Source organism: Mycobacterium sp. NGS33, from assembly GCF_059812885.1.
Map to the genome: position 1 here is coordinate 52,424 of NZ_JCALDN010000011.1, position 21,029 is coordinate 73,452.

The 21,029-nt window shown below is 68.4% G+C and carries 20 protein-coding genes; 16 read left to right on the plus strand and 4 right to left on the minus strand.

The features are described from left to right. Positions 1 to 78 precede the first annotated feature (78 nt). From AC5Y5B_RS17605 to AC5Y5B_RS17640, 8 genes are all read left to right on the plus strand, one after another. Positions 79 to 1,044 (plus strand): LysR family transcriptional regulator, encoded by a 966-nt coding sequence (locus AC5Y5B_RS17605; protein ID WP_112633317.1) that lies wholly within the window; start codon positions 79 to 81, stop codon positions 1,042 to 1,044. A gap of 144 nt (positions 1,045 to 1,188) precedes the next feature. Beyond that, entirely contained in the window at positions 1,189 to 1,482 is a 294-nt protein-coding gene (locus AC5Y5B_RS17610) for a hypothetical protein (protein ID WP_112633318.1), read from the plus strand. A gap of 36 nt (positions 1,483 to 1,518) precedes the next feature. Further along, entirely contained in the window at positions 1,519 to 3,141 is a 1,623-nt protein-coding gene (locus tag AC5Y5B_RS17615) for a class I adenylate-forming enzyme family protein (RefSeq protein ID WP_112633319.1), read from the plus strand. Continuing rightward, positions 3,128 to 3,901 (plus strand): class II aldolase/adducin family protein, encoded by a 774-nt coding sequence (locus AC5Y5B_RS17620; protein ID WP_112633320.1) that lies wholly within the window; start codon positions 3,128 to 3,130, stop codon positions 3,899 to 3,901. Before AC5Y5B_RS17615 ends, AC5Y5B_RS17620 begins: the two co-directional genes overlap by 14 nt. Before the next feature lie 46 nt (positions 3,902 to 3,947). After that, complete coding sequence (locus AC5Y5B_RS17625; RefSeq protein ID WP_500006027.1) at positions 3,948 to 5,216, plus strand: amidohydrolase family protein; 1,269 nt, start codon at positions 3,948 to 3,950, stop codon at positions 5,214 to 5,216. 162 nt (positions 5,217 to 5,378) lie between these two features. Further along, a complete protein-coding gene (locus tag AC5Y5B_RS17630; protein ID WP_500006028.1) occupies positions 5,379 to 6,383 on the plus strand; it encodes an alpha/beta fold hydrolase in 1,005 nt (334 codons plus the stop codon). Between the two features lie 28 nt (positions 6,384 to 6,411). After that, positions 6,412 to 6,879 (plus strand): GbsR/MarR family transcriptional regulator, encoded by a 468-nt coding sequence (locus AC5Y5B_RS17635; RefSeq protein WP_500006029.1) that lies wholly within the window; start codon positions 6,412 to 6,414, stop codon positions 6,877 to 6,879. Beyond that, entirely contained in the window at positions 6,876 to 7,697 is an 822-nt protein-coding gene (locus AC5Y5B_RS17640; RefSeq protein WP_500006030.1) for a class I SAM-dependent methyltransferase, read from the plus strand. The genes AC5Y5B_RS17635 and AC5Y5B_RS17640 overlap by 4 nt, the downstream gene beginning before the upstream one ends. A gap of 4 nt (positions 7,698 to 7,701) precedes the next feature. Here AC5Y5B_RS17640 and AC5Y5B_RS17645 read toward each other — a convergent pair whose 3' ends face one another. Next, complete coding sequence (locus AC5Y5B_RS17645; protein WP_500006031.1) at positions 7,702 to 8,721, minus strand: NAD(P)H-dependent flavin oxidoreductase; 1,020 nt, start codon at positions 8,719 to 8,721, stop codon at positions 7,702 to 7,704. A gap of 124 nt (positions 8,722 to 8,845) precedes the next feature. Here AC5Y5B_RS17645 and AC5Y5B_RS17650 point away from each other — a divergent pair, with 124 nt between their 5' ends. Beyond that, a complete protein-coding gene (locus AC5Y5B_RS17650) occupies positions 8,846 to 10,447 on the plus strand; it encodes an arylsulfatase (RefSeq protein WP_500006051.1) in 1,602 nt (533 codons plus the stop codon). A 27-nt stretch (positions 10,448 to 10,474) separates the two neighbouring features. Here the strand turns inward: AC5Y5B_RS17650 and AC5Y5B_RS17655 are convergent, their stop codons facing one another. Further along, positions 10,475 to 11,074 (minus strand): class I SAM-dependent methyltransferase, encoded by a 600-nt coding sequence (locus AC5Y5B_RS17655; RefSeq protein WP_240631823.1) that lies wholly within the window; start codon positions 11,072 to 11,074, stop codon positions 10,475 to 10,477. A 204-nt stretch (positions 11,075 to 11,278) separates the two neighbouring features. On the opposite strand from AC5Y5B_RS17655, the gene AC5Y5B_RS17660 reads away from it, so the two are divergent. Further along, complete coding sequence (locus AC5Y5B_RS17660; RefSeq protein WP_112634479.1) at positions 11,279 to 12,271, plus strand: Gfo/Idh/MocA family protein; 993 nt, start codon at positions 11,279 to 11,281, stop codon at positions 12,269 to 12,271. Here AC5Y5B_RS17660 and AC5Y5B_RS17665 read toward each other — a convergent pair. Together AC5Y5B_RS17665 and AC5Y5B_RS17670 are read right to left on the minus strand one after the other, a co-directional pair. Continuing rightward, positions 12,259 to 13,098 carry a sugar phosphate isomerase/epimerase family protein gene (locus AC5Y5B_RS17665; RefSeq protein ID WP_112634478.1) on the minus strand — a complete coding sequence of 280 codons (840 nt, stop codon included), beginning with the start codon at positions 13,096 to 13,098 and terminating at the stop codon, positions 12,259 to 12,261. The two genes, AC5Y5B_RS17660 and AC5Y5B_RS17665, sit on opposite strands and share 13 nt — an antisense overlap. Beyond that, positions 13,095 to 13,703 carry a SecDF P1 head subdomain-containing protein gene (locus AC5Y5B_RS17670; RefSeq protein ID WP_205869181.1) on the minus strand — a complete coding sequence of 203 codons (609 nt, stop codon included), beginning with the start codon at positions 13,701 to 13,703 and terminating at the stop codon, positions 13,095 to 13,097. Before AC5Y5B_RS17670 ends, AC5Y5B_RS17665 begins: the two co-directional genes overlap by 4 nt. Before the next feature lie 217 nt (positions 13,704 to 13,920). Between AC5Y5B_RS17670 and AC5Y5B_RS17675 the strand changes: the two genes are divergently transcribed. From AC5Y5B_RS17675 to AC5Y5B_RS17700, 6 genes are all read left to right on the plus strand, one after another. Then, complete coding sequence (locus AC5Y5B_RS17675; protein ID WP_112634477.1) at positions 13,921 to 14,598, plus strand: TetR/AcrR family transcriptional regulator; 678 nt, start codon at positions 13,921 to 13,923, stop codon at positions 14,596 to 14,598. A gap of 249 nt (positions 14,599 to 14,847) precedes the next feature. Next, positions 14,848 to 16,050 carry a cytochrome P450 gene (locus AC5Y5B_RS17680; RefSeq protein WP_112634476.1) on the plus strand — a complete coding sequence of 401 codons (1,203 nt, stop codon included), beginning with the start codon at positions 14,848 to 14,850 and terminating at the stop codon, positions 16,048 to 16,050. Next, positions 16,050 to 16,886 carry a mycofactocin-coupled SDR family oxidoreductase gene (locus tag AC5Y5B_RS17685; protein ID WP_500006032.1) on the plus strand — a complete coding sequence of 279 codons (837 nt, stop codon included), beginning with the start codon at positions 16,050 to 16,052 and terminating at the stop codon, positions 16,884 to 16,886. The genes AC5Y5B_RS17680 and AC5Y5B_RS17685 overlap by 1 nt, the downstream gene beginning before the upstream one ends. Positions 16,887 to 16,916: 30 nt before the next feature. After that, entirely contained in the window at positions 16,917 to 17,885 is a 969-nt protein-coding gene (locus AC5Y5B_RS17690) for an enoyl-CoA hydratase/isomerase family protein (RefSeq protein ID WP_066866519.1), read from the plus strand. 19 nt (positions 17,886 to 17,904) lie between these two features. Beyond that, complete coding sequence (locus AC5Y5B_RS17695; protein WP_500006033.1) at positions 17,905 to 20,256, plus strand: CaiB/BaiF CoA transferase family protein; 2,352 nt, start codon at positions 17,905 to 17,907, stop codon at positions 20,254 to 20,256. Further along, positions 20,253 to 21,014 (plus strand): SDR family NAD(P)-dependent oxidoreductase, encoded by a 762-nt coding sequence (locus AC5Y5B_RS17700; protein ID WP_112634472.1) that lies wholly within the window; start codon positions 20,253 to 20,255, stop codon positions 21,012 to 21,014. Before AC5Y5B_RS17695 ends, AC5Y5B_RS17700 begins: the two co-directional genes overlap by 4 nt. Positions 21,015 to 21,029: the final 15 nt, after the last annotated feature.

Consider the following 21,029-nt stretch of genomic DNA (forward strand, 5'->3'; position numbering starts at 1 on the left):
CTCAATACAACCCGATGCCCGGGCGCCGGCGCCGCGGTCGCCCATTTCGGTCCGCGATAGCCGCCATCGGGTGGCGCAATGGAACAGTTGCCGGCGAACGGCGTGTTGGAGTACTGCATGGAGATCTGGGATCTGCGGGCTTTCGTCGCGGTGGTCGAGGACGGGGGCCTCTCCGCGGCGGCGCGCCGCCTGCACATCAGCCAGCCATCGCTGTCCCAGACGATCCAGGCCCTGGAGAAGGAACTCGACGTCAAGCTGTTGACCCGCAGTAGCTCGGGCGTCGCGCCCACGCCGGCGGGGATGACCCTGCTGAGCGAGGCGCGGGCGGTGATCGCGCGCTACGACCACGCGATCACCGCCATGGCCAAGCATTCGGCGCAGGAGGGCCGGTCACTGCGGGTGGGCGTACCCCTCGAGCTGCCGGCACAGCCGCTCTCGGGAGCGCTCGCGTCGCTGGCGACGGCGTTCCCGCTGACGGTGGTGGAGGTTCGTCATCTGTCGACCGCTGCGCAGACCGACGCGTTGTCGGCCGGGGAGTTGGACGTGGGATTGGTGCGCGAACGCCCGATCGCCAAGCATCTGGACGTCTCGATCGTCACCGAGGAACCGCTCGGCGTGCTGCTTGCGGCCGAGCAAGCCGACGCGATGGAGGCGGCCGAGGGGCAGATTCGCCTGGACCGGTTGTCGGGCCTGCAGTGGCTCGGGTTTCCCCGCGCGGGCAGCCCGGCCTGGTACGACGAGCTGACGGCAGTGCTACGCAGCCATGGCATTGATCCGGGGCCCGCGGCGTCCTACGACCAGGACCTGTTGCCGGAGGTGAAGCTGGCCGCGGTGAGCGCCGGGGGAAAATTCGCGCTGGCCCCCGCCGGGCGGCTGGAACCGCTGCCGGACTCGGTGCGCTGGCTGGCCCTCGCCGGCCGCCCGCTGGTGCGTCGGACCTGGGTGGCCTGGCCGGCCGCGTCGCGACGGCGCGATCTCGCGTACCTCGTCGCGGCTCTGGAAGACGCCCTCGCTGGGACTGTGCCCGCCGGTGATGACGGGTAGGCAACGCAGACCTCCTGCGTCGCTACCGATCCCACTCACGGCGAGGCAACGCCGCGGCCGGCGCCTGGAAGGATCCTTGGAGTGTGCTCGCAGTTCTCCCCGCCGACCTGCGCCCACCGCGACCAGCCACTATCGTTGTGCCTCATGGGGACCCCGAACGCCGCGACGCGAGCCGCGCTGTGCGGCTGCGTGACCGCGTTCGTCGTGGCGATGGGCCTCTCGTTTGGCGGCGCACAAGCCACCGCCACGCCGTCCGTCGTGACGCCCGCGCCCCCGGCTCCGGGCGGCGCGGTGCCGGTGCAACCCGTCGGGGGAGGCGGCTGCATCATCGGCCTCAATTGCGGGTGCATCCGCAACATCACCTGCCCCGCACCGCACCCGCGCCGCCCGAGCGCCGACAACAACCAGCACTCCGCGCCCGCACCGCCGAATCCCTAGCGCCGAAACCGCGGACGGCTTTCCTATCATTTGGTGATGGGCGCCGCGGGGCTGGGAAGCATGGGCTCGCCGGCGTTCACCGACGAGGACCCGGCCCGGTTTCGCGCCGCCGGCTGGTGGTCTTTGTCGACGCTGTCGGATGCGGTGCGCCGCAACGCCGAACGGACGCCGGACCGCATCGCTTACCTCGACCATGGCGGGTCCTCCCTCACCTGGCATGAGTTCGACAGTGCGGCAAACGGTTTGGCTGAGTCATTGGCCGGGGCCGGCGTCGCCCGCGACGACCGGGTGGCGGTATGGCACGGCGACTCCACCGCCATTCACGTGCTGTTCGTCGCGATCGAACGCTGCGGTGCGGTGGTGGTCGGCATCGGTGCGCGGGCCGGCACCCGGGAGGCGACGGCGATCCTGCGCACCGCCCAGCCGACAATCCTGGTCAGCGATGGGCCGCGAGCAGCGGCGGCCGGGGAAGTGGCGAACGCACTGCGGCTGCCCCAGGTGGTGTTGGGTCACGACGGCGGGACGCTTCGCCTCGACGTCGACGCCGAACCCAGGCCGCTGGACCCCGACGCCCAACTCGGTCCCGACGACGTCTTCCTGATCAATTCCACCTCGGGCACCACCGGGCTGCCCAAGTGCGTCGTGCACACCCAGAACCGTTGGCACTACTTCCACCAGAAAGCCGTCGCCAATGGTCGGCTGACCTCCGACGAGGTATTCCTGCCGGTCATACCCACGCCGTTCGGCTTCGGGCTGTGGACCAGCCACACCACCCCGATCCACCTCGGCGCCACCGCGGTGCTGCTGGACCGGTTCACCACCAACGCCACCTGCGAAGCGATAGCCCGGCACAGGGTCACCGTATTGTGTTGCGTCAGCACGCAACTGACGATGCTCATGGCGGATCCGGCCAGCCGCGGTTACGACCTGAGCTCGCTGCGTGTGGTGTACACCGGCGGCGAGGCGTTGCCGTACCGGCCCGCCGCCGAGTTCGAGGAACTCTCGGGCGCCACCATTCTGCAGTTCTACGGCTCGAACGAGACCGGGATGCTCAGCGCGACAACGCTCAGCGATTCGCGCGAGCGCCGGTTGCGCACCGCGGGCCGGCTCATCCCCGAAATGTCGGTCCGGCTGTTCGACGGGGACCGCGACGTCACCGCCACGGGGCGAGGCCAGCCCGCCTGCCGGGGGCCGGCGACCAGCCTGGGCTACCTCGGCGGCACCGACCACGACAAGCTGTTCACCCGCGACGGGTGGATGCGCATGGGTGACCTCTGCGAGATCGACGCCGACGGCTACCTGCGGGTCACCGGGCGTACCTCCGATTTCATCGTCCGCGGCGGCAAGAACATCAGCGCCAGCCAGGTCGAAGACGCCGTCATGACCCATCCCGCCATCGCGATGGCGGCGGCCGTCGCGATGCCCGACCCGGTGTTCGGTGAAAAGGTCTGCCTCTACGCCGAACTCGCCGACTCCGCCCGCATCGACCTGCCCGGGCTCGTCGAACACCTGCTGGCGCTGGGGATTTCCAAGGAACTGCTGCCCGAACGGCTGATCGTTCTCGACGAACTGCCCCGGTCATCGGGCGGAAAGATAGCCAAAGGCCGGCTGCGCGAGGATATTGGAGCCAGAATGGAGGCCGGTGATGAACGCTCCTAACGCACGGCGCGGCGGGTTGGAAGTCTGGGCGCCCTCGGTGGTGCCGCCCATCGGCGTCGACCTGTCCAGCGAACAGGCGCTGGCCGTGGCCTTCCGTCACCTGGCCGGCATCGGATTCGCCGAGAACATGGCAGGGCACATCACCTGGCAGCCCGACGGTCACACGGAGATGTTCGTCAACCCCTGGGGATTGTGGTGGCAGGAGATCACCGCATCCGACATCTGTGTGGTCGACCGCGACGCCCATGTGGTCCGCGGGCGCTGGGACGTGACCCCGGCCATCCACATCCACACCGAGCTGCACCGGGTCCGCGACGACGCCCGCGTGGTGATCCACAACCATCCCTACTACGCGTGCGTGCTCGCCGCGCTGGGCAGGCTGCCAGAGCTGGTGCACCAGACGGGTTCGCTGTTCCTCGACGACCTGTGCCTGGTCGACACCTACGACGGCGAAATCGATAGTCCCGCACGGGCCGCGGAACTCGCGGCCCGCATCGGCGGCGCCAACCTGACCATCCTGGCCAACCACGGCGTCATCGCGACCGGCCGCAATCTGCCCGAGGCCGTCTACCGCGCGGCATCGGTCGAACGGGTCTGCAAGCTGGCCTACGACGTCCTGCTCACCGGCAAGGATCCGGTGGCGATGAACTGGTCGGACATGGCCGGCATGCAACGCTCGCTGATCGAACGGGCGGCCGACGTGTACTGGGCGGGGGCGGCGCGCATGACGATCAAGGCCGACCCGGACGTGCTGACGTGAACGTCGGGCATGCACCCACGACGCCGCACCGCAAGGGGATTGACGAGTGAAATCGATCGACGACCTGGCCGCCGACCTGAACTTCACCACGGCGAAGACCGGCGCGCAGCGGTCGGTCACCTTCCTGCCCGACCCGCCGCGGGCGCCCCGGCGCTACACGGTGATCTCGGTGGACGACCACATCGTCGAACCCCCGGACACCTTCACCGGCCGGCTGCCCCGCAAGTTCGCCGACCGGGCGCCGAAAGTCGTCGAGACCGACAGCGGGGGACAGACGTGGGTCTACGACGGCAAGGAACTGCCCAACGTCGGCTTCAACGCGGTGGTCGGGCGGCCGGTGGCGGAGTACGGTTTCGAGCCGGTCCGGTTCGACGAGATGCGCAGGGGCGCATGGGATATCCATGCCCGCATCAAGGACATGGACCTCAACGGCATCTACGCCTCGCTGAACTTCCCGTCGTTTCTGCCGGGCTTCGCCGGGCAGCGGCTGCAGCAGGTGACCGGCGACCGCGACCTGGCGCTGGCCTCGGTGCGGGCCTGGAACGACTGGCATTTCGACGTCTGGGCGGGGTCGTATCCCGACCGGATCATTCCCTGCCAACTGCCGTGGCTGCTCGATCCCGAGCTCGGCGCGACGATGATCCGCGAAAACGCCGAGCGCGGCTTTCATGCCGTGACGTTCAGCGAGAACCCGGCGATGCTGGGGCTGCCCAGCATCCACACCGACCATTGGGATCCGCTGATGGCGGCCTGCGCCGAGACCGGCACCGTGGTCAATCTGCACATCGGGTCGTCGGGGTCGTCGCCGTCCACCACCGCGGACGCGCCGCCGGACGTGCAGGGCGTGCTGTTCTTCGCCTACGCCATCTCCGCGGCGGTCGACTGGTTGTATTCCGGATTGCCCAGCCGGTTCCCCGACCTCAAGATCTGCCTGTCCGAAGGCGGGATCGGTTGGGTGGCGGGGTTGCTCGACCGCCTCGACCACATGCTCAGTTATCACGCCATGTACGGCACCTGGCAGGCGCTCGGCGAGACCCTGACCCCCGCGGAGGTGCTGACCCGCAACTTCTGGTTCTGCGCGGTCGAGGACAAGTCCTCCTTCGTGCAGCGTGACCGGATCGGCGTCGACAACATCATGCTCGAGGCCGACTACCCGCATTGCGACTCCACGTGGCCGCACACCCAGCGGACCATCCACGAACAGATCGGTGATCTGCCACCCGAGGCCATCCGAAAATTCAGCTGGGAGAACGCCTCTCGGCTCTACCAGCACCCGGTGCCGGCCGCGGTGCAACAGGATCCCGAAGTGTTCTGACCGGCCCCGCGCGTGCAGCCTGAGCACAACGCGCAAAACCCGAAAATCGCCCGTTGCGTGGCTATTGCGCACAAGCGAGTCATCGCCCGTATCGGTCCGTAACTTCGATCGCAACAAGGTGTCGGGACCCCCCTCGGCATCGCCACCGGTCAGGAGTTCGCCGTGTTCCTTGAGCCAGAACAGATTACGGGATCGAACGCGTACCGCTCGGCCAATGTGACCCCACCGCAGCGGTTGGAGGCCAAACGCGACGGCTACGTCCAACGCACGGTCACGACGACTGACGGTGTGCGCCTTGCGATTCGCGACTATGGCTCCGCCGGGCCGCGCGAGCACACCGTCGTGCTACTGCACGGCCTGTGCCTGACCCAGTCGAGTTGGGCCGCGCAGATCAAGCATCTGCTGCGCCGGTGGGGCACCAGCGTGCGGATCATCACCTATGACCACCGCGGTCACGGCGAATCCACCGGCGCCGACATGAGCACCTACCGCATCGACCGGCTGGCCGATGACCTCGCCGAGGTCCTCACCGCGCTGCGCGTCACCGGGCCCCTCACCGTGGCGGGTCACTCCATGGGCGGCATGGCCGCGCTGGCCTACCTCGCCCGCCCCGCCGCCGATCGCCCGGTCGAGCCGCAGGGGCTGGTCCTGGTCGCCACCGCCGCGGGCCGGCTGGCCGAGCGCGGCCTGGGCCGGCTGCTCAACACCCGCGCCACCGAGCTGCTGTTCGAACTCGTCCATCACATTCCCCGCCGCGCCATGGACCGCGCGGTCGACGGGTGGGTCCGTCCCCTGTGCGGCGGGCTCACGAAGTATTCGGGTCCGGATTGGCGGGGTGCGGTCGCGCTGACGGCGTCGGCCATCCGCACCACGCCCCTGACCACGGCGGCCGGATTCCTGCCCAGCCTGAAGCGCTACGACGAGTACCACGCGCTGGCGACCATCGCGGCCAACACCGTCGTCGTCAGTGGCGGGGCCGACCGGACCACCCCGGCCTCGCACGCACGCGACATGGCGGCGGCGATCCCGGGTGCGACGCACGTGCACCAGGCCACCGCCGGACACATGCTGCTCGAGGAGCGGCCGCGCTGTGTCAGCGACGCGATCGACAGCGTGCTGGGCATGCGGACCGTGGCCGCCCAGGGCGCGGCGATAAGCTACGTTTAGTATGTACTGAACGTAGTGGGGAGTCGCGATGGCGCCGGACGAGGCCGAGTTCGTCGACCGCCTCGGGCTGTTCTTCGAGCTCCTCGGCGCCACCCGGACCATGGGCCGGGTCTATGGGTGGCTGTTGATCTGCGATCCGCCGCAACAGTCGCTGACGCAACTCGCCGAGGCGTTGTCGGTGAGCAAGGCCTCGATCAGCACCGTCGCCCGGCAACTGCTGGACGGCGGCATGGTGGAGCGGTTGCCCAGCCCGAGCCGTCAGCACCTCTACCGCGTCAGGCCGGGCGGGTTCACCAGCGTGCTGGAAACGCAGCTGTCGCTGATGCGGCTGGGCATCGAACCCGCCGAGTACGCACTGTCGATGCTGGGCGAGGACCGCGCCGAACAGCGGCAGCGCGTCGAGGATTTCCGCGATTTCTGCGAATTCTGCGCCCAGGCTTACGGCGATCAACTCATGAAAATGTGGACCGAGTATCGGAAAGGGAAGAAGCCATGACCGCGACGGAAACAGTCGACTTCAACTCCGTCCCTTGGGGTTCGGTGGAGTGGACCAACCTCGTCACGCTGTACCTGCGCGCGCATGAGAGCCGTACGGAGCGGCCGATTCTGGGGGACAGGGCTGCCGCGGAAGCGGTGGAGCGCATCGACTACGACTTCAAGCGAATCCATCGGATGTCGTGGCCGGCGGCCAATCAGTACCTCGTCGCGTTGCGCGCAAAACACCTCGACGACTGGTGTGCCGATTTCCTCGCCCGCCATCCCGATGCGGTTGTCCTGCACCTGGGTTGCGGCCTGGACGGGCGCGCGTTCCGGCTCGGTATGCCGCCGTCGGTGGCCTGGTTCGACGTCGATCAGCCAAGCGTGATCGGGCTGCGCAGCCGGCTCTACAACGACACCGACAACTACCGGATGATCGGCTCGTCGGTGACCGAACTGCAGTGGCTCGATCAAGTCCCGACCGGACGCGCGACGCTCATCGTTGCCGAAGGCCTGCTGATGTACCTGCCCGAAGACGACGTTCGCCGGCTACTGCAGCGCCTCATCGACCGATTCGCCGGCGGCGAAATGCATTTCGACACCCTGTCGGCCCTGGCGCCCCTGATGTCGAGGATCTTCACCCGAGGCATCATCAAGTGGGGCATCCGCGACGCGCGCGAGATCGCGACCTGGGATCCGCGGCTGCGGTTCCTCGAGCAGAAACCCGTGCTGGCCGACTACAACCGGATCCCGTCGGCCGCGGTGCGGTTGATCTACCGGTTGACCTGGATGACGGCCGGTCGCCACTACGACGTACTCAACCGTTTCAAATACTGACTAGTCACAGGTCGGAAGCCAGCCGGCGCAGGATGTCGGCGGCGGGCTCCGCGGTGGCGTGCCGGTATCCGGTGCCCGCCCACAGGTGAACGTAGTCCGGCCTGCCCGCGGCCGCGGCCGCCTTGCGCAGCGGGCTGGTCAGGTAATGGATGGCGGGGTAGCCCGGCGGCGCCTCGGCTTCGTGGGCGTCGATGAACGCGTTGCGCAAGCCCCGGGCGGGCCGGCCGGTGAAGGCCCGGGTCAGCACCGTCTCGGTGTATGCGGGATCGACCAGGGCCGCCTGATGCGTGGCCGAGGCGCCGCTTTCGGTGGCGCGCAAGAGCACGGTGCCCACCGCGGCCGCGGTCGCGCCGGCGCGAATCACCGCGGCCACCGCGGCGGGGGTGGCCAGCCCGCCGGTGGCCAACACGGGCAGGGGCACCCGCGCGATGACCTGCCGAACGAGGTCGACGATCGGCACCGGCGTCAGCGGCCGCTGCGGCGAGAGGGTCCCGGAGTGCCCGCCGGCGTCGGCGGCCTGCACGGCGAGCATGTCGACGCCGGCGTCGTGCGCCTGCGCCGCCTCGTCGGCCGTGGTGACCGTCTGGACCACCACGCTGCCGGCCCCGCGCAGCGAGGCGATCACGTCGCGCGACGGAATGCCGAAGGTGAACGACACCATCGGCACGGGGTCGTCGAGCAGCAGCGCGATCTTCTCGTCGAACTTGTCGTTGTCCTCGATGGGTTCGGGTGGCAGTGTCAGCCCGAACTGGTCGGCGTCGGCCTGGACCATCGCGGCGTAGTCGCGGTAGCGTTGCGGATCGACCGGGACCGGGTTGGGCGCGAAGACGTTGACGCCGAACGGGATTCCCTCGGCGCGAACGGCTTTGATCTCGGCCTCGATGGCCTCGACGGTCTTGTATCCCGCCGCGAGCAAGCCAAGGGCGCCCGCGCGCGTGGCGGCCGACACCATGGCCGGGGTGGTCGGGCCGCCCGACATCGGAGCCGCCACCAGCGGGATGGACATTCCAAACTGCGCCAACATCTTCGTGCCCTTTCGCTGGTTCGGAGTGCGGCGGCAAGGCCGACGGTGCCTGCCTCGACAATATCGACGCCGTACGGGTGCGCATCATTCCGCCATCGCGACCCACCTGGCAGGATGCATGAGCGTGACGCGCCCCAACTTCCTTGTGATCGTGGCAGACGACCTCGGCTTCTCCGACCTCGGCGCGTTTGGCGGCGAGATCGAGACGCCCAACCTCGATCGCCTGGCCCACGCCGGGCTCCGGTTCACCGATTTTCATTCGGCCCCGGCCTGCTCACCGACCCGGGCGATGCTGTTGACCGGGACCGACCACCACATCGCCGGCATCGGCACGATGCTCGAGGTCGCATCGCCGGAATTCCGCGGCGCGCCCGGGTACGAGGGCTACCTGAACGACCGGGTGGTCGCGCTGCCCGAACTGTTGCGCGACGCCGGGTATCTGACCCTGATGTCCGGCAAATGGCACCTCGGTGCCACCATCGAGACGTCGCCGTGGGCGCGCGGCTTTGAGCGCTCGTTCGCCCTGCTGCCGGCCGGCGCCAGCCACTACGGCGGCGCCGGTGCGCGCGGATTCTCGCCCGTACCAACGCTTTACACCGAGGACGACCGGTTCGTCACCGTCGGCGACGACTTCTATTCGTCGGACTCCTACACCGATACCCTGCTGCGCTATCTGGACGAGCGCGCGCCCGACGACGACCGGCCGTTCTTCGCCTATCTGCCCTTCCAGGCGCCGCACTGGCCGCTGCAGGCGCCCGACGAATCCCTCGCGAAATACCGGGGCCGCTACGACGCCGGCCCGGACGCGCTGCGCGAGGAGCGGCTGGCCGCGCTCAAGCGGCTCGGCCTCTGCCCACCCGACGTCGTCGCACACCCGGTGGTGGCCGACGGCGCGCCGGAATGGGCCCACATGACCGACGAGCAACGCGCGCGCTCGGCGCGCAGCATGGAGGTCTACGCGGGGATGGTCGACCGGATGGACTACAACGTCGGCCGGGTCATCGACTACCTGTCGGCCAGCGGCGAACTCGACAACACCGTCGTCATCTTCCTGTCCGACAACGGCGCCGAGGGTGCGATCGTGGAGGCGATGCCGCTGCGCGGCCCGCAGATCGCCGCGCAGATCGAAAAGCATTGCGACAACAGCCTGGACAACCTGGGCCGGCCCACCTCGTTCATCTGGTACGGCCCCCGCTGGGCGCAGGCGGCCACCGCGCCGTCGCGGCTGCACAAGGCATTCACCACCCAGGGCGGGATCCGGGTGACCGGCTTCGTCACCTGGCCCGGCTTCGCCCGCCAGCAGCAGATCGGCACCGCGTTCAGCACCGTCATGGACATCGCGCCGACGCTGCTGGAGCTGGCCGGCACCGCACATCCTGGCACGTCCTACCGGGGCCGCGAGGTGGCACCGATGCGCGGCCGCTCACTGGTCGATTACCTGACGGGCGCCGCCGAGACCGTGCACGACACCGGCACCGGCACCGGCTGGGAGTTGTTCGGCCGCCGCGCCATCCGCCAGGGCGACTGGAAGGCGCTGTACCTGCCGCCGCCATACGGGCCGGGCGCCTGGCAGCTCTACGATCTGTCCTCCGACCTCGGCGAGATCGACGACCTGGCCGCGTCGCACCCCGACAAGCTGGCCGAGCTGCTGGCGCTGTGGGACCGCTACGTCGAGGAGACCGGCGTGATCCTCGACCCCATCTCGGTGTACGACCTGCAGCTATGACCCTCCGACCACCACGGTCACCCCAGGTCAGGCGCCGGGTCGGGCGGCCTCAAACAGCTCGACCGAACCGCTGTGCCGTGCCACGACGACGTCGAGTCCCGCATCGCTGAGCCAGCGCTGCACGTCACCGGCCCGGGGCGGCTCCCCGAAGAAGCCCGCCGCCTGCAACGCGGTCACAAAACGGTCCTGGCGCCAACCGCGACCGCGTACGCACGTGCTCCCGCGAAGGATCCCACCGGGCTTCAGCACACGCGCGAGCTCGACCACCGCCGCGCGCGGGTCGGGCAGACAATGCAGCCCGTTGAACGTCACCGCCAGGTCGAAGGTGTTGTCCTGGAAGGGCAAATCGGTGATATCGGCCTCGGTGAACTCCATCAGGTCGGCCAGGCCCAACTGGTCTGCCCGACCGCGCGCCCGCGCCAGCATGTCCGGGGAAATGTCGGCCGCCACGTAGCGGCAATCCTGCCCGGGGCGCAGGCCACGAAAGGCGAAGCCACCACCGCACGGGATGTCGAGCACATGCGCGCCGGCGGGAACCTCACCGACCCGCTGAACCTGCGCTAGCAAATCAGGTAATGCCAATCCCCACAGCGCTTTTGCGCCCACCGCGGCGACGCCGTCATGCATTGCGGCCGTGTTGTACAACGCCGATGCCACCCGAGCGGCACGCCAGCGCTCCGTTACCTGCCCCATCCGCTGACTCTAACCCGAAACCCAGGCATGGCAACCACGGCTGAATCCCGCCCGCTGGCGATAAGCTCAGCGGCGTGCCCAAAGACCATTCACCGGTGAACCCATGAGACGCCGGCCTGCCGCGGCGGTGCCCTTCTGATGGCCGGGCCGGCGGTGCGGATCGGCATCCTGGGCGCGGCCAGGATCGCGCCGATGGCGTTGATCGGTCCTGCCAAGGACAACCCCGAGGTCGTCGTCACCGCGGTGGCGGCCCGCGACGTCCCGCGGGCGCAGGCCTTCGCCGCCAAGCACGGAATCGCCTCCGTGCACGGTGATTACGGGGCGCTGATCGCCGACCCGGACGTCGACGCCATCTACAACCCGCTGCCGAACGGCCTGCACGGGCGCTGGACGCGGGCCGCGCTGGCCGCCGGCAAGCACGTGCTGTGCGAGAAGCCGTTCACCGCCAATGCGGCCGAGGCACGCGAAATCGCCGCCCTGACAGCCGATTCGGGGCGGGTGGTGATGGAGGCTTTTCACTATCGCTACCACCCGCTGACGCTGCGCGCCGAGGAGATCATCGCCTCCGGTGAGCTGGGCACGCTGCGGCACGTGGAGGCCGCGCTGTGCTTTCCGCTGCCGAAATTCTCCGACATCCGTTACGACTACGCGCTTGCCGGCGGGGCGACGATGGACGCCGGCTGCTACGCGGTGCACATGGTCCGGACGTTCGGTGGGACTTCCCCGGAAGTCATTGCGGCGCAAGCCAAACTGCGCGACCCACGCGTCGATCGGGCCATGACGGCCGACCTGCGGTTCCCGGCCGGCCATACCGGCCGCGTGCGCTGCTCGATGTGGTCGCCGCGACTGCTGCAGATCAGCGCCCGGGTGATCGGCGAACACGGCGAGCTGCGCATCCTGAATCCCGTGATGCCGCAGTCTTTCCATCGGCTCTCGGTGCGGTCGCGCCGGGGGAGACGGACGGAACGCTTCGGGCGACGCGCTTCCTACGCCTATCAGCTGGACGCGTTCGCCGCGGCGGTGCTGCGCGGCGAACCGGTCAAAACAAGCCCGCAGGACGCGGTCGACAACATGACCGTCATCGATGCGATCTATTGCGCCGCGGGCCTGCCGCTGCGTTACCCGGCCTGAACGTCCGACAACAACCGCCGCGCGGCCTCGACGCACGGGCGTAGGCGGTCTATCGGGCTCACCCCGGCCAGCGCCAACGATCGTTGGGGCACTTCGATTTCGAGCACCGTATCGGCGGGCAGCGCGCGCAGGAGCTCGCGCAGCGGGAGCTCCCCCTCACCGGGAACCATGCGCTCGAACATGGCCTCCTCCAGGTAGTTGTCGATGCGCGGCCGCAGCGTCGTGTCGTTGAGTTGGGCGTAGCCGATGCGATCGGCATCGATGGCGGCCACTTCGGCGGCGCCGGAGCCCGACCGCACCAGGTGCATGGTGTCGATCAACAGGCGGAATTCGCGTCGTCCGACGTACTCCTCGGCGGTTAGCGCCGCGCTCAGGTCGCCGATGGTCAGGCCGGGCACCGGTTCGACGACCGTGTCGATATCGCGCTGTGCGGCGAGCTCGGTCAGCGCGGCGAACTGGTCCAGGGTCCGGGGGAGGTCGGGGTCCAGGCTGACCACGTTGATCCGGGGGACGCAGAGCTCGGCCAACACGTCGAGGTCGCCCCGCAAGGCGCTCACGTCGGCGCCGGGCAGCACCACGAATCCGTCGCCCAGCGAGATGCCCACGCCCCGGTCGCCCAGCGCGGCGAGCAGGTCGCGTCGTAGCCCGGCGTCGTCTTTCAACGAGAACGGGGGATAACCCAGCGGCACCAGCGGCATCCCCCGCACGGCGACCGAGATGTGGCGGCACCCCAGTTTCGCGGCCAGATCCACCAATTCGATTGGTGGCAGCCCGAATACGCTGAGCATGCCGATGCCGAGGCGGTCCGGCCGCCCCGATGATGTCATGCGGGGCGACCCACCAGTTGCGCCAGTTGCGCGGCGCTCTGGGCCGTTTGGGTGGTGAGCACGATCCGCCCCGTGGTGGCCGGTTGCTCGATGATGGGGGCCTCGAGCACCATGTTGTCGCGGATGAAGGCCATGTGGTCTTGCAGATGCTCGCCGGTGAATGCGGCCCAGGCGGCCGTCGACGGCGGATCCAGCACGAGGGTCAGTTCGTAGTAGTCCGCGGTCAATGACTTCGGCGGGTCGACGTGCACGAGGCCCAGTCGCATGGTCTCGGGACCCAGCGTATAGACGGTGGTTCGCCCGATGTCACAGGTGGTCAGCGTGTCGGTCGGCGTTATCGACGCGTTCGGATCGGCGGCCGGGCACTTCACCGCGGGAGTGGTGGGCTGCGACTTCGTCACCGGCCGAACCGGCAACGGGGCGATCTTCACCACCGGCGGGGGCGGCGGGGGCGGGGGCGCGGTGGTGCTCGGCGGCGCCGTGGTCGATGAACCCGCGGGCGCGGGCGGGTGCGCGTGCTGGCAGCCACTGATCACGGCGGTGAGCAGGCCGAGCGACCCGAGCCAGGCGGCGGCGTTGCGTACGCGGAAACGACGGTGACTCATCCGAACTGACTCTACTCGGCGGTCATCGGTTTTCCGTTTGGATGGGAAGTCTTGCACCGCAATTTCTTTGGAATGGATGGGCGTGCACCGGCGAATTCGGAGGTGCGAGTCGGTGCAGTCGGCGGCGATGAGCTGTGGGTATCCGACACGCTGACGCGGCGAGAACGAGCCCTTTACCGACACTACGAATATAGAGTAGGGTCGCGGTTCAAGACTCATGGATAGACGACGAAAGCCTAATCCCGCCGAGCGCCGCCGCGACCTGTGCGACGCGGCAATTCAGTTATTGGCTGACGACGGGGCCAAGGGATTGAGCCATCTGAAGGTCGACCGCAAGGCCGGCGTGCCGGACGGCACGACCTCGTTTTACTTCCGCACCCGATCGGCATTGCTGCGCGCGGTGGCCGAGCGCTCCGCCGAGCTCGACCTCGCCGAGCTGCAGGCGATCGCGGACAGCTCCGAGGCCGGAAGTCGCGCGCCGTCGCGGTTGTCGCAGGTCGTCATCCAGGCCGGCAGCGATCCGCAGTTGTACCGGACCAGGGCCCGTTACGAGCTCACCATGCAGGCCACCCGCGACCCCGCGCTGGCCGCGATCCTGCAGCAGGCCACCGACGAGTTCACCAAGCTGCACCGGGAAATCCTCGTGCAGCTCATGCCGCACGGCGCCGACCTGGATCCGGCGGTCGTCGAGGATCTGAGCAACGTCACGCTGACGTTCATCAATGGCCTGCTGCAGCGGTTCGCCCACGGCGACCGAATCATCGACAGCGCCGAACAGCTCGACGGAATCCTGTCGGCGATCGCCACTGGGATCTTGAAGAGTTCGGCCAAGGGGCGGCTCACCCAGACGGGCGGCCTGCAGGTGTTGCGCCGGGGGGCGGCCGGATCCGGATGAGGACGCCGGCGGGACACGGCGTGCCGGGCTCTGGCTCTTGCCAGGGCCTCCGCTGTATGGTTCTCTACGACAATAGAGTGAGCCCACGTTCATGCGTCGTTTTCCCCCGCGCTTGTGCAGAAGTGACAACGACGCAATTAAGCGGAGTGTATAAATTGCCCGGACCGAATCCAGCGCTGCAACGCTGGCAGCGCTAGCCCTGGTGCAGGTAATGCGGGTATCGAAAAGTGCAGCGGTAGGAGGATTTTCGTGACGGCGAGCACCGAAAGCAGTGTTCGGTTCGATCCATACGATGTCGGGTTGATCGCCGACCCGTATCCGATGTTCGCGCGATTGCGCGAAGAGGCGCCGCTCTATTACAACGCCGAATACGACTTTTACGCCGTGAGCCGTTACGCCGATGTCAGCAAGGCGCTGGTCGACCACGAGACATACAGCTCCGCGCGGGGCGCCATCCTGGAGCTGATCAAGGCGAACCTCGAAATCCCGCCGGGCATGTTGATCTTCGAAGACCCGCCGATTCACGACGTGCACCGCAAACTGCTGTCGCGGATGTTCACCCCACGCCGGATCGCCGCGCTGGAGCCGATGATCCGCGACTTCTGCGCGCAGCTGCTGGACCCGCTGGTGGGTTCGGGACGCTTCGACTTCGTCACCGACCTGGGCGCGCAGATGCCGATGAAGGTGATCAGCATGCTGCTCGGCATCCCCGAAGACGACCAGGAGTACATCCGCGACCGGGGCAACGCCCAGCTGCGCACCGAGGCGGGCAAGCCGATGGACGCCGCCCAGCACGGCCTGTCCGTGGGCGAGCAGTTCGAGGCCTACATCGATTGGCGCGCCGAGCATCCGTCCGACGACATCATGACCGAACTCCTCAACGTCGAATTCGTCGACGAGACCGGCACCACCCGCCGGCTGTCCCGCGAAGAAATCCTGGTCTATCTCAACGTGGTGGCCGGGGCCGGCAACGAAACGACCACCCGCCTGATCGGTTGGTCCGGCAAGGTTCTCGCCGAGCACCCCGACCAGCGTCGCGACCTGGTTGCCAACCCCACACTCATCCCGCAGGCCATCGAGGAGTTGCTGCGCTACGAGCCGCCCGCGCCGCACGTCTCGCGATACGTGACCCGCGACGTCGTCGTGCACGACCAGACGGTGCCCGAAGGCAGCGTGATGATGATGCTCATCGGGTCGGCCTGCCGCGACGAGGCCCAATTCGGCCCCGACGCGGGCGAATTCAACATCCACCGCACGGTGCGCCCGCACCTCACCTTCAGCATGGGCACGCACTTCTGCCTTGGCTCGGCGCTCGCGCGCCTCGAGGGCCGCATCGCGCTGGAGGAGATTCTGAAGCGATTCCCCGAGTGGGAGGTCGACCTGAACAGTGCCACCCTCAGCCCGACCTCCACGGTGCGGGGCTGGGAGTGTATGCCGGCGCTGGTGTCGTGATGGCCGGCCGGGTCGAGGGCAAGGTGGCTTTCGTCAGCGGCGCCGCCCGCGGACAGGGCCGCAGCCACGCCGTGCGTCTGGCGCAGGAGGGCGCCGACATCATCGCGATCGACGTCTGTGGGCCGATCGAGCACCTGGCTTATCCGCACGCGACACCCGAAGACCTCGCCGAGACCGCGGATCTGGTCAAAAACCTCGACCGGCGCATCGTCACCGCCCAGGTGGACGTCCGCGACTACGACGCGCTGAAGGCCGCGGTGGACAGCGGGGTGGAACAGCTCGGTCGCCTCGACATCATCGTCGCCAACGCCGGCGTCGGAACCGACGGCAGAAAGCTGCACAAGATCCGCGAGGACGTGTGGCAGGACATGATCGACATCAACCTCAGCGGCGTGTGGCACACGGTGAAAGCGGGCGTACCGCACGTCCTTTCGGGTGGCCGCGGCGGGTCCATCGTGCTCACCAGTTCGGTGGGCGGTCGCAAGGCGTACCCGAACACCGGTCATTACATCGCCGCCAAGCACGGCGTGATCGGCCTGATGCGGGCCTTCGCCGTCGAGCTGGGCCCGCACATGATCCGGGTCAATTCCGTGCTGCCCACCCAGGTCAGCACCACGATGGTGATGAACGACAACACCTATCGGCTCTTTCGTCCCGACCTGGAAAATCCCGGACCTGACGACTTCGCCCCGATCTCGCAGACGATGCACACACTGCCGGTGCCTTGGGTGGAAGCCACCGACATCAGCAATGCTGTCCTGTTCCTCGCCTCTGACGAATCTCGTTACGTCACCGGCGTTTCGCTTCCCGTCGACGCGGGCAGCTTGCTCAAATAAGCGCCAGCCCCCAGTGAAAGAAGAAAGCCCATGCCCGAATACGACTACGAAAAGCTGAAGAAGGAAGCCGAGCAGTACATCAAGTTCGAGAAGGACAAGAAGAACCGGATCGCCTACATCACGTTCAACCGGCCGGAAGAGCTCAACTCGACCACGCTGGGCATGCGGCAGAACTACGCGGACCTGATCCACAAGTGCAACGTGGACGACGACGTCAAGGTGGTCGTGATTCGCGGCGAGGGCCAGGATTTCGGTAGCGGCGGCGACCTGCCCGAGCAGCGTCCGATGCTGGAGAACCCCGGCCTGCCGCTGCACCACGAGCTGGCGATCAACGATGACGACGTCAAGTACCCACCGGGCGGCTCCTACCGCTACCTGTCCACCGTCACCGACTTCTACGCCAAGGCCCGCGCCGGAAACCGTCCGCTGCAGGAGCTTCGCAAGATCAGCATCATCGAGGCCAAGGGCTACTGCTACGGATGGCACTTCTATCAGGCCGGCGACGCCGACCTGGTGATCTCTAGCGACGACGCCCTGTTCGGGCATCCGGCCTTCCGTTACGTGGGTTGGGGACCGCGGTTGTGGTGGTGGGCCGAGACGATGGGCCTGCGCAAGTTCTCCGAAATGCTGTTCACCGGACGGCCGTTCAGCGCCAAGGAAATGTATGACTGCGGATTCGTCAACAGCGTGGTGCCGCGCGACCAGCTGGAGGCGGAAACCGAAAAGTACGCGCTGGCATGCTCGAAATCGCGCCCGACCGACACCGTCGCCGTGCAGAAGACCTTCCTCGAGCTCTACAAGCAGCACAAGGGCGAGTACTTCGGCAGCCTGCTGACCGGCATGGTCGAGGGCATGTTGCCGATGATCAAAAACGACGCGGAAGAGGTCGACCTCACGGGGGGCACCTTCGAGAAGGGCCTCAACAATGTGGTCAAGGACAACGACTTGAACTTCCCGCCGGAGTGGCGCCTGAGCCGCTCGGGCCGCGCGAAGCCCTGACCGTTTTGGCGGGGCGTGCATGTCCGCGCTGACGGGTGTCCGGGTCGTCGAGTTAGCCGAATCCGTCGCGGGGGAGTACTGCGGAAAGCTGCTGGCCGACTTCGGCGCCGAGGTCGTCAAGATCGAGGCGCCGAAGCGCGGCAGCGCAACCCGCGCCATGGCGCCCGTCCTCGCCGACGGGTGCGACGGCAGCGCCCTGTTCGCCTACCTCAACACCAACAAGCGCTCCGTCGTCCTCGATGTCGGGTCGGCGGCCGATGTCGAGCGGCTGCACCGCCTCATCGACACGGCCGACGCCGTCATCGAAGGCGGGACCGCGGACTGGTCCGCGCGCCACCCGTCCGTGGTGTTCTGTTCCATCACGCCGTACGGCGACGGCGTGGCCGCCGAGTTCGACAATGCCCGAGGCATCAACGTCTTTCACGCCAGCGGCTGGGGTTACCACACACCCAGCCATCCGGACCCGGGCAAGCCGCCGCTGCAGGGACCCGGCCGCTTCCTGGCCGACTACGAGGCGGGGCTGGAGGCGGCGCTGTGTATCGCGTCGTCGTTGTGGGGACGCCTGCATACCGGTGAGGGCGAGTCGATCGACGTCTCGCAACAGGCCGTGCTGGTCTCCCGCGCCGATTGCATCCTGGGCCGCCTGGTCACCGGCGAGGTGCCGGCCGCCGGCGAGCGCGGGGACTACGACCAGGCGGGGCCGGCCTCGTTCTTCGCCTGCTCCGATGGTTACGTCTACTTGTACATGACCAGCGTAGCCCACTGGGCCGGGGTGAAAACCCTGATGGGACAGCCGGAATGGCTCGGCGGCTTCGAGGACGACTGGTTGGAGTTCTCCGTCACCACCGAGAAGGTCACGAGGTTTCAGCGCGGGTTCGCCGCGTGGGTCGCCGGCCTACCCAAAGAGGAGGCCTCGGAACGGGCGCAGCGGCTCGGCGTGCCGCTGGTGCCCGTCAACGGCGCCGCGGACCTGCACCAGTCGCCGCAGTACCGCCATCGCGGTTTCTTCCAGCGGGTCCGCCACCCCGTGCTGGGCGAGGCTGCGTATCCCACGGTACCGTACGCGTTCAGCGCATCGCCCGCCCGAATCGCCAGTGCGGCACCGACGCTCGGCGAGCACACTCGGTCGGTGATGGCAAGCCTCGACACCCCGCGGGCCCGGCCGGCGGTCAAGCAAGCACAACTCAAACCGCCCAAGCGCCCGCGGGGCGGACCGCTGCACGGCGTGCGGGTCGTCGAGCTCACCAAGGTCTGGGCCGGCCCGTACGCCGGCAAACTGCTGGCGATGCTGGGCGCCGAAGTCATCAAGGTCGAGACGGCCGACAACCCCGAGGAGATGCGCGCTTACGGCGGCACCGACGTCAACCATGCTCCCTATTTCTTGAGCATCAATCCCGAGATCCTCAGCGTGGACCTCGATATCAAGTCGGCCGACGGGATGGCGCGGCTGCGCGAGCTCATCGCCCGCAGCGACATCGTCATCAACAACCTGCGCCCCGGCACCATGGAACGCCGGGGCCTCGGGTATCCACAGCTCACCGAGATCAAGCCCGACATCATTTCCGTGTCGATCAAGATGTGGGGCAACGACGGGCCGCTGGGCCACCAAACCGGTTATGCGCCTTGCTTCGCGGCGCTGGCCGGACCGGCCTCGCTGGTCGGCTATCCCGAGGGTCCGCCGCTGGGGACCAGCATGCGCTACGGCGACTCGACGGTGGGGGCCGCCGCGGCCTATGCCGCCGTCGTCGCGTTGCTGCATCGGGAGCTGTGCGGCGCAGGGCAATTCGTCGACGTGTCGGCGGTGGAAACCCTCTCCTCGATGATCGGTGACTGCCTGCTGGAACAGGCGCTGACCGGCCGGCGATTGGGTCCCACCGGCAACCGCCACCCGGACATGTGCCCACACGGGTGCTACCCGTGCGCAGCCGGCGGGTGGATCACGGTGGCCGTCGCGACCGATGCCGAATGGCTCCGGCTATGCGAGGCACTCGACGCCGCGACACTGGGTGACGATCCCCGCTACGCCACCGGCGATTCGCGCCACCGGCACGCCGATGCGCTGGACGCGGACCTCGCCAGGCTCACCCGAGACCGGGACGCCGAGCGGCTCGCGCGGTGCCTGCGGGCGGCCGGAGTGCCGGCCGCCAAGAGCGCCACCGCCGTGGATGTGATTGGCGATCAACGGCTGTGGGGCCGAGAGCTGTACCGGTTCGTCACGGATCACCGCGAGGGCCAGCGACCGGTGCTCGGGCCGTCCTGGCGAATGGCGCGCAACCCCGCGCGGATCGAGCGCGGCGCGCCCGACCTGGGCGAGGACACCGACTACGTTCTACACGAGATACTCGGCACCCAACCGATGGGCGGAAGATGACGACACTGGCGCGCACTGCGGCCCTGGTCACCGGCGCCAGCAGTGGCATCGGCGCGGCGACGGCCCAGGCGCTGGCCGCCCACGGCGCCGCGGTCGCCGTGCTCGCGCGCCGGGCCGACCGGCTGGACGAGCTGCGAGGCCGGATCGAATCCGCCGGTGGCACAGCGCTGGTCTTGACCGCCGACGTCACCGACGCCGAACAGGTGGCGTCGGCCGTGCGGCGCACCGTCGCGGAGTTCGGGCGCCTCGACATTCTGGTGAACAATGCCGGCCTGATGGCCTCGGCGCCGGCGACCGAGGCGTCGCTGCGCGACTGGGACCAGATGGTGTCGGTCAACGTGCAGGGCGTCCTCTACGCGACCCGCGCGGCGCTTCCCCACCTGATCGGGGCGGCCGCCGATTCACCGCGCGGCGTGGCCGATCTGGTCACCATCAGTTCCACCGCCGGCTGGGTGGCCCGGCCGAACACCGCGGTGTACTCGTTGACCAAATTCGGGGTGAACGCCTTCAGTGAGGGCCTTCGCCAGGAGGTGCTGGGCAAGCGGGTCCGGGTCGGGGTGGTGGGGCCGGGAACCGTTGACACCGAGATCTTCAGCCACCTGGCCGATGCGTCGCGGGAGGCGTTCGAACGGCAGACGGCCGGCATGGTCATGTTGCGGCCGGAGGACATTGCGGATGCGGTGTTGTTCATGGTGACTCGTGACCGCCGGGTGGCGGTCAATCACATGCTGGTGCGCTCGGCCGAGCAGACCTGGTAGCGGCGTGACGTCGGG

Excerpts from the sequence above, each read along its gene's own strand:
- AC5Y5B_RS17605 (WP_112633317.1), top strand. The coding sequence starts at position 79 with ATGGAACAGTTGCCGGCGAACGGCGTGTTGGAGTACTGCATGGAGATC.
- AC5Y5B_RS17610 (WP_112633318.1), top strand. The coding sequence starts at position 1,189 with ATGGGGACCCCGAACGCCGCGACGCGAGCCGCGCTGTGCGGCTGCGTG.
- AC5Y5B_RS17615 (WP_112633319.1), top strand. The coding sequence starts at position 1,519 with ATGGGCGCCGCGGGGCTGGGAAGCATGGGCTCGCCGGCGTTCACCGAC.
- AC5Y5B_RS17620 (WP_112633320.1), top strand. The coding sequence starts at position 3,128 with ATGAACGCTCCTAACGCACGGCGCGGCGGGTTGGAAGTCTGGGCGCCC.
- AC5Y5B_RS17635 (WP_500006029.1), top strand. The coding sequence starts at position 6,412 with ATGGCGCCGGACGAGGCCGAGTTCGTCGACCGCCTCGGGCTGTTCTTC.
- AC5Y5B_RS17640 (WP_500006030.1), top strand. The coding sequence starts at position 6,876 with ATGACCGCGACGGAAACAGTCGACTTCAACTCCGTCCCTTGGGGTTCG.
- AC5Y5B_RS17645 (WP_500006031.1), bottom strand. The coding sequence starts at position 8,721 with ATGTTGGCGCAGTTTGGAATGTCCATCCCGCTGGTGGCGGCTCCGATG.
- AC5Y5B_RS17655 (WP_240631823.1), bottom strand. The coding sequence starts at position 11,074 with ATGCATGACGGCGTCGCCGCGGTGGGCGCAAAAGCGCTGTGGGGATTG.
- AC5Y5B_RS17660 (WP_112634479.1), top strand. The coding sequence starts at position 11,279 with ATGGCCGGGCCGGCGGTGCGGATCGGCATCCTGGGCGCGGCCAGGATC.
- AC5Y5B_RS17665 (WP_112634478.1), bottom strand. The coding sequence starts at position 13,098 with ATGACATCATCGGGGCGGCCGGACCGCCTCGGCATCGGCATGCTCAGC.
- AC5Y5B_RS17670 (WP_205869181.1), bottom strand. The coding sequence starts at position 13,703 with ATGAGTCACCGTCGTTTCCGCGTACGCAACGCCGCCGCCTGGCTCGGG.
- AC5Y5B_RS17675 (WP_112634477.1), top strand. The coding sequence starts at position 13,921 with ATGGATAGACGACGAAAGCCTAATCCCGCCGAGCGCCGCCGCGACCTG.
- AC5Y5B_RS17685 (WP_500006032.1), top strand. The coding sequence starts at position 16,050 with ATGGCCGGCCGGGTCGAGGGCAAGGTGGCTTTCGTCAGCGGCGCCGCC.
- AC5Y5B_RS17690 (WP_066866519.1), top strand. The coding sequence starts at position 16,917 with ATGCCCGAATACGACTACGAAAAGCTGAAGAAGGAAGCCGAGCAGTAC.
- AC5Y5B_RS17695 (WP_500006033.1), top strand. The coding sequence starts at position 17,905 with ATGTCCGCGCTGACGGGTGTCCGGGTCGTCGAGTTAGCCGAATCCGTC.
- AC5Y5B_RS17700 (WP_112634472.1), top strand. The coding sequence starts at position 20,253 with ATGACGACACTGGCGCGCACTGCGGCCCTGGTCACCGGCGCCAGCAGT.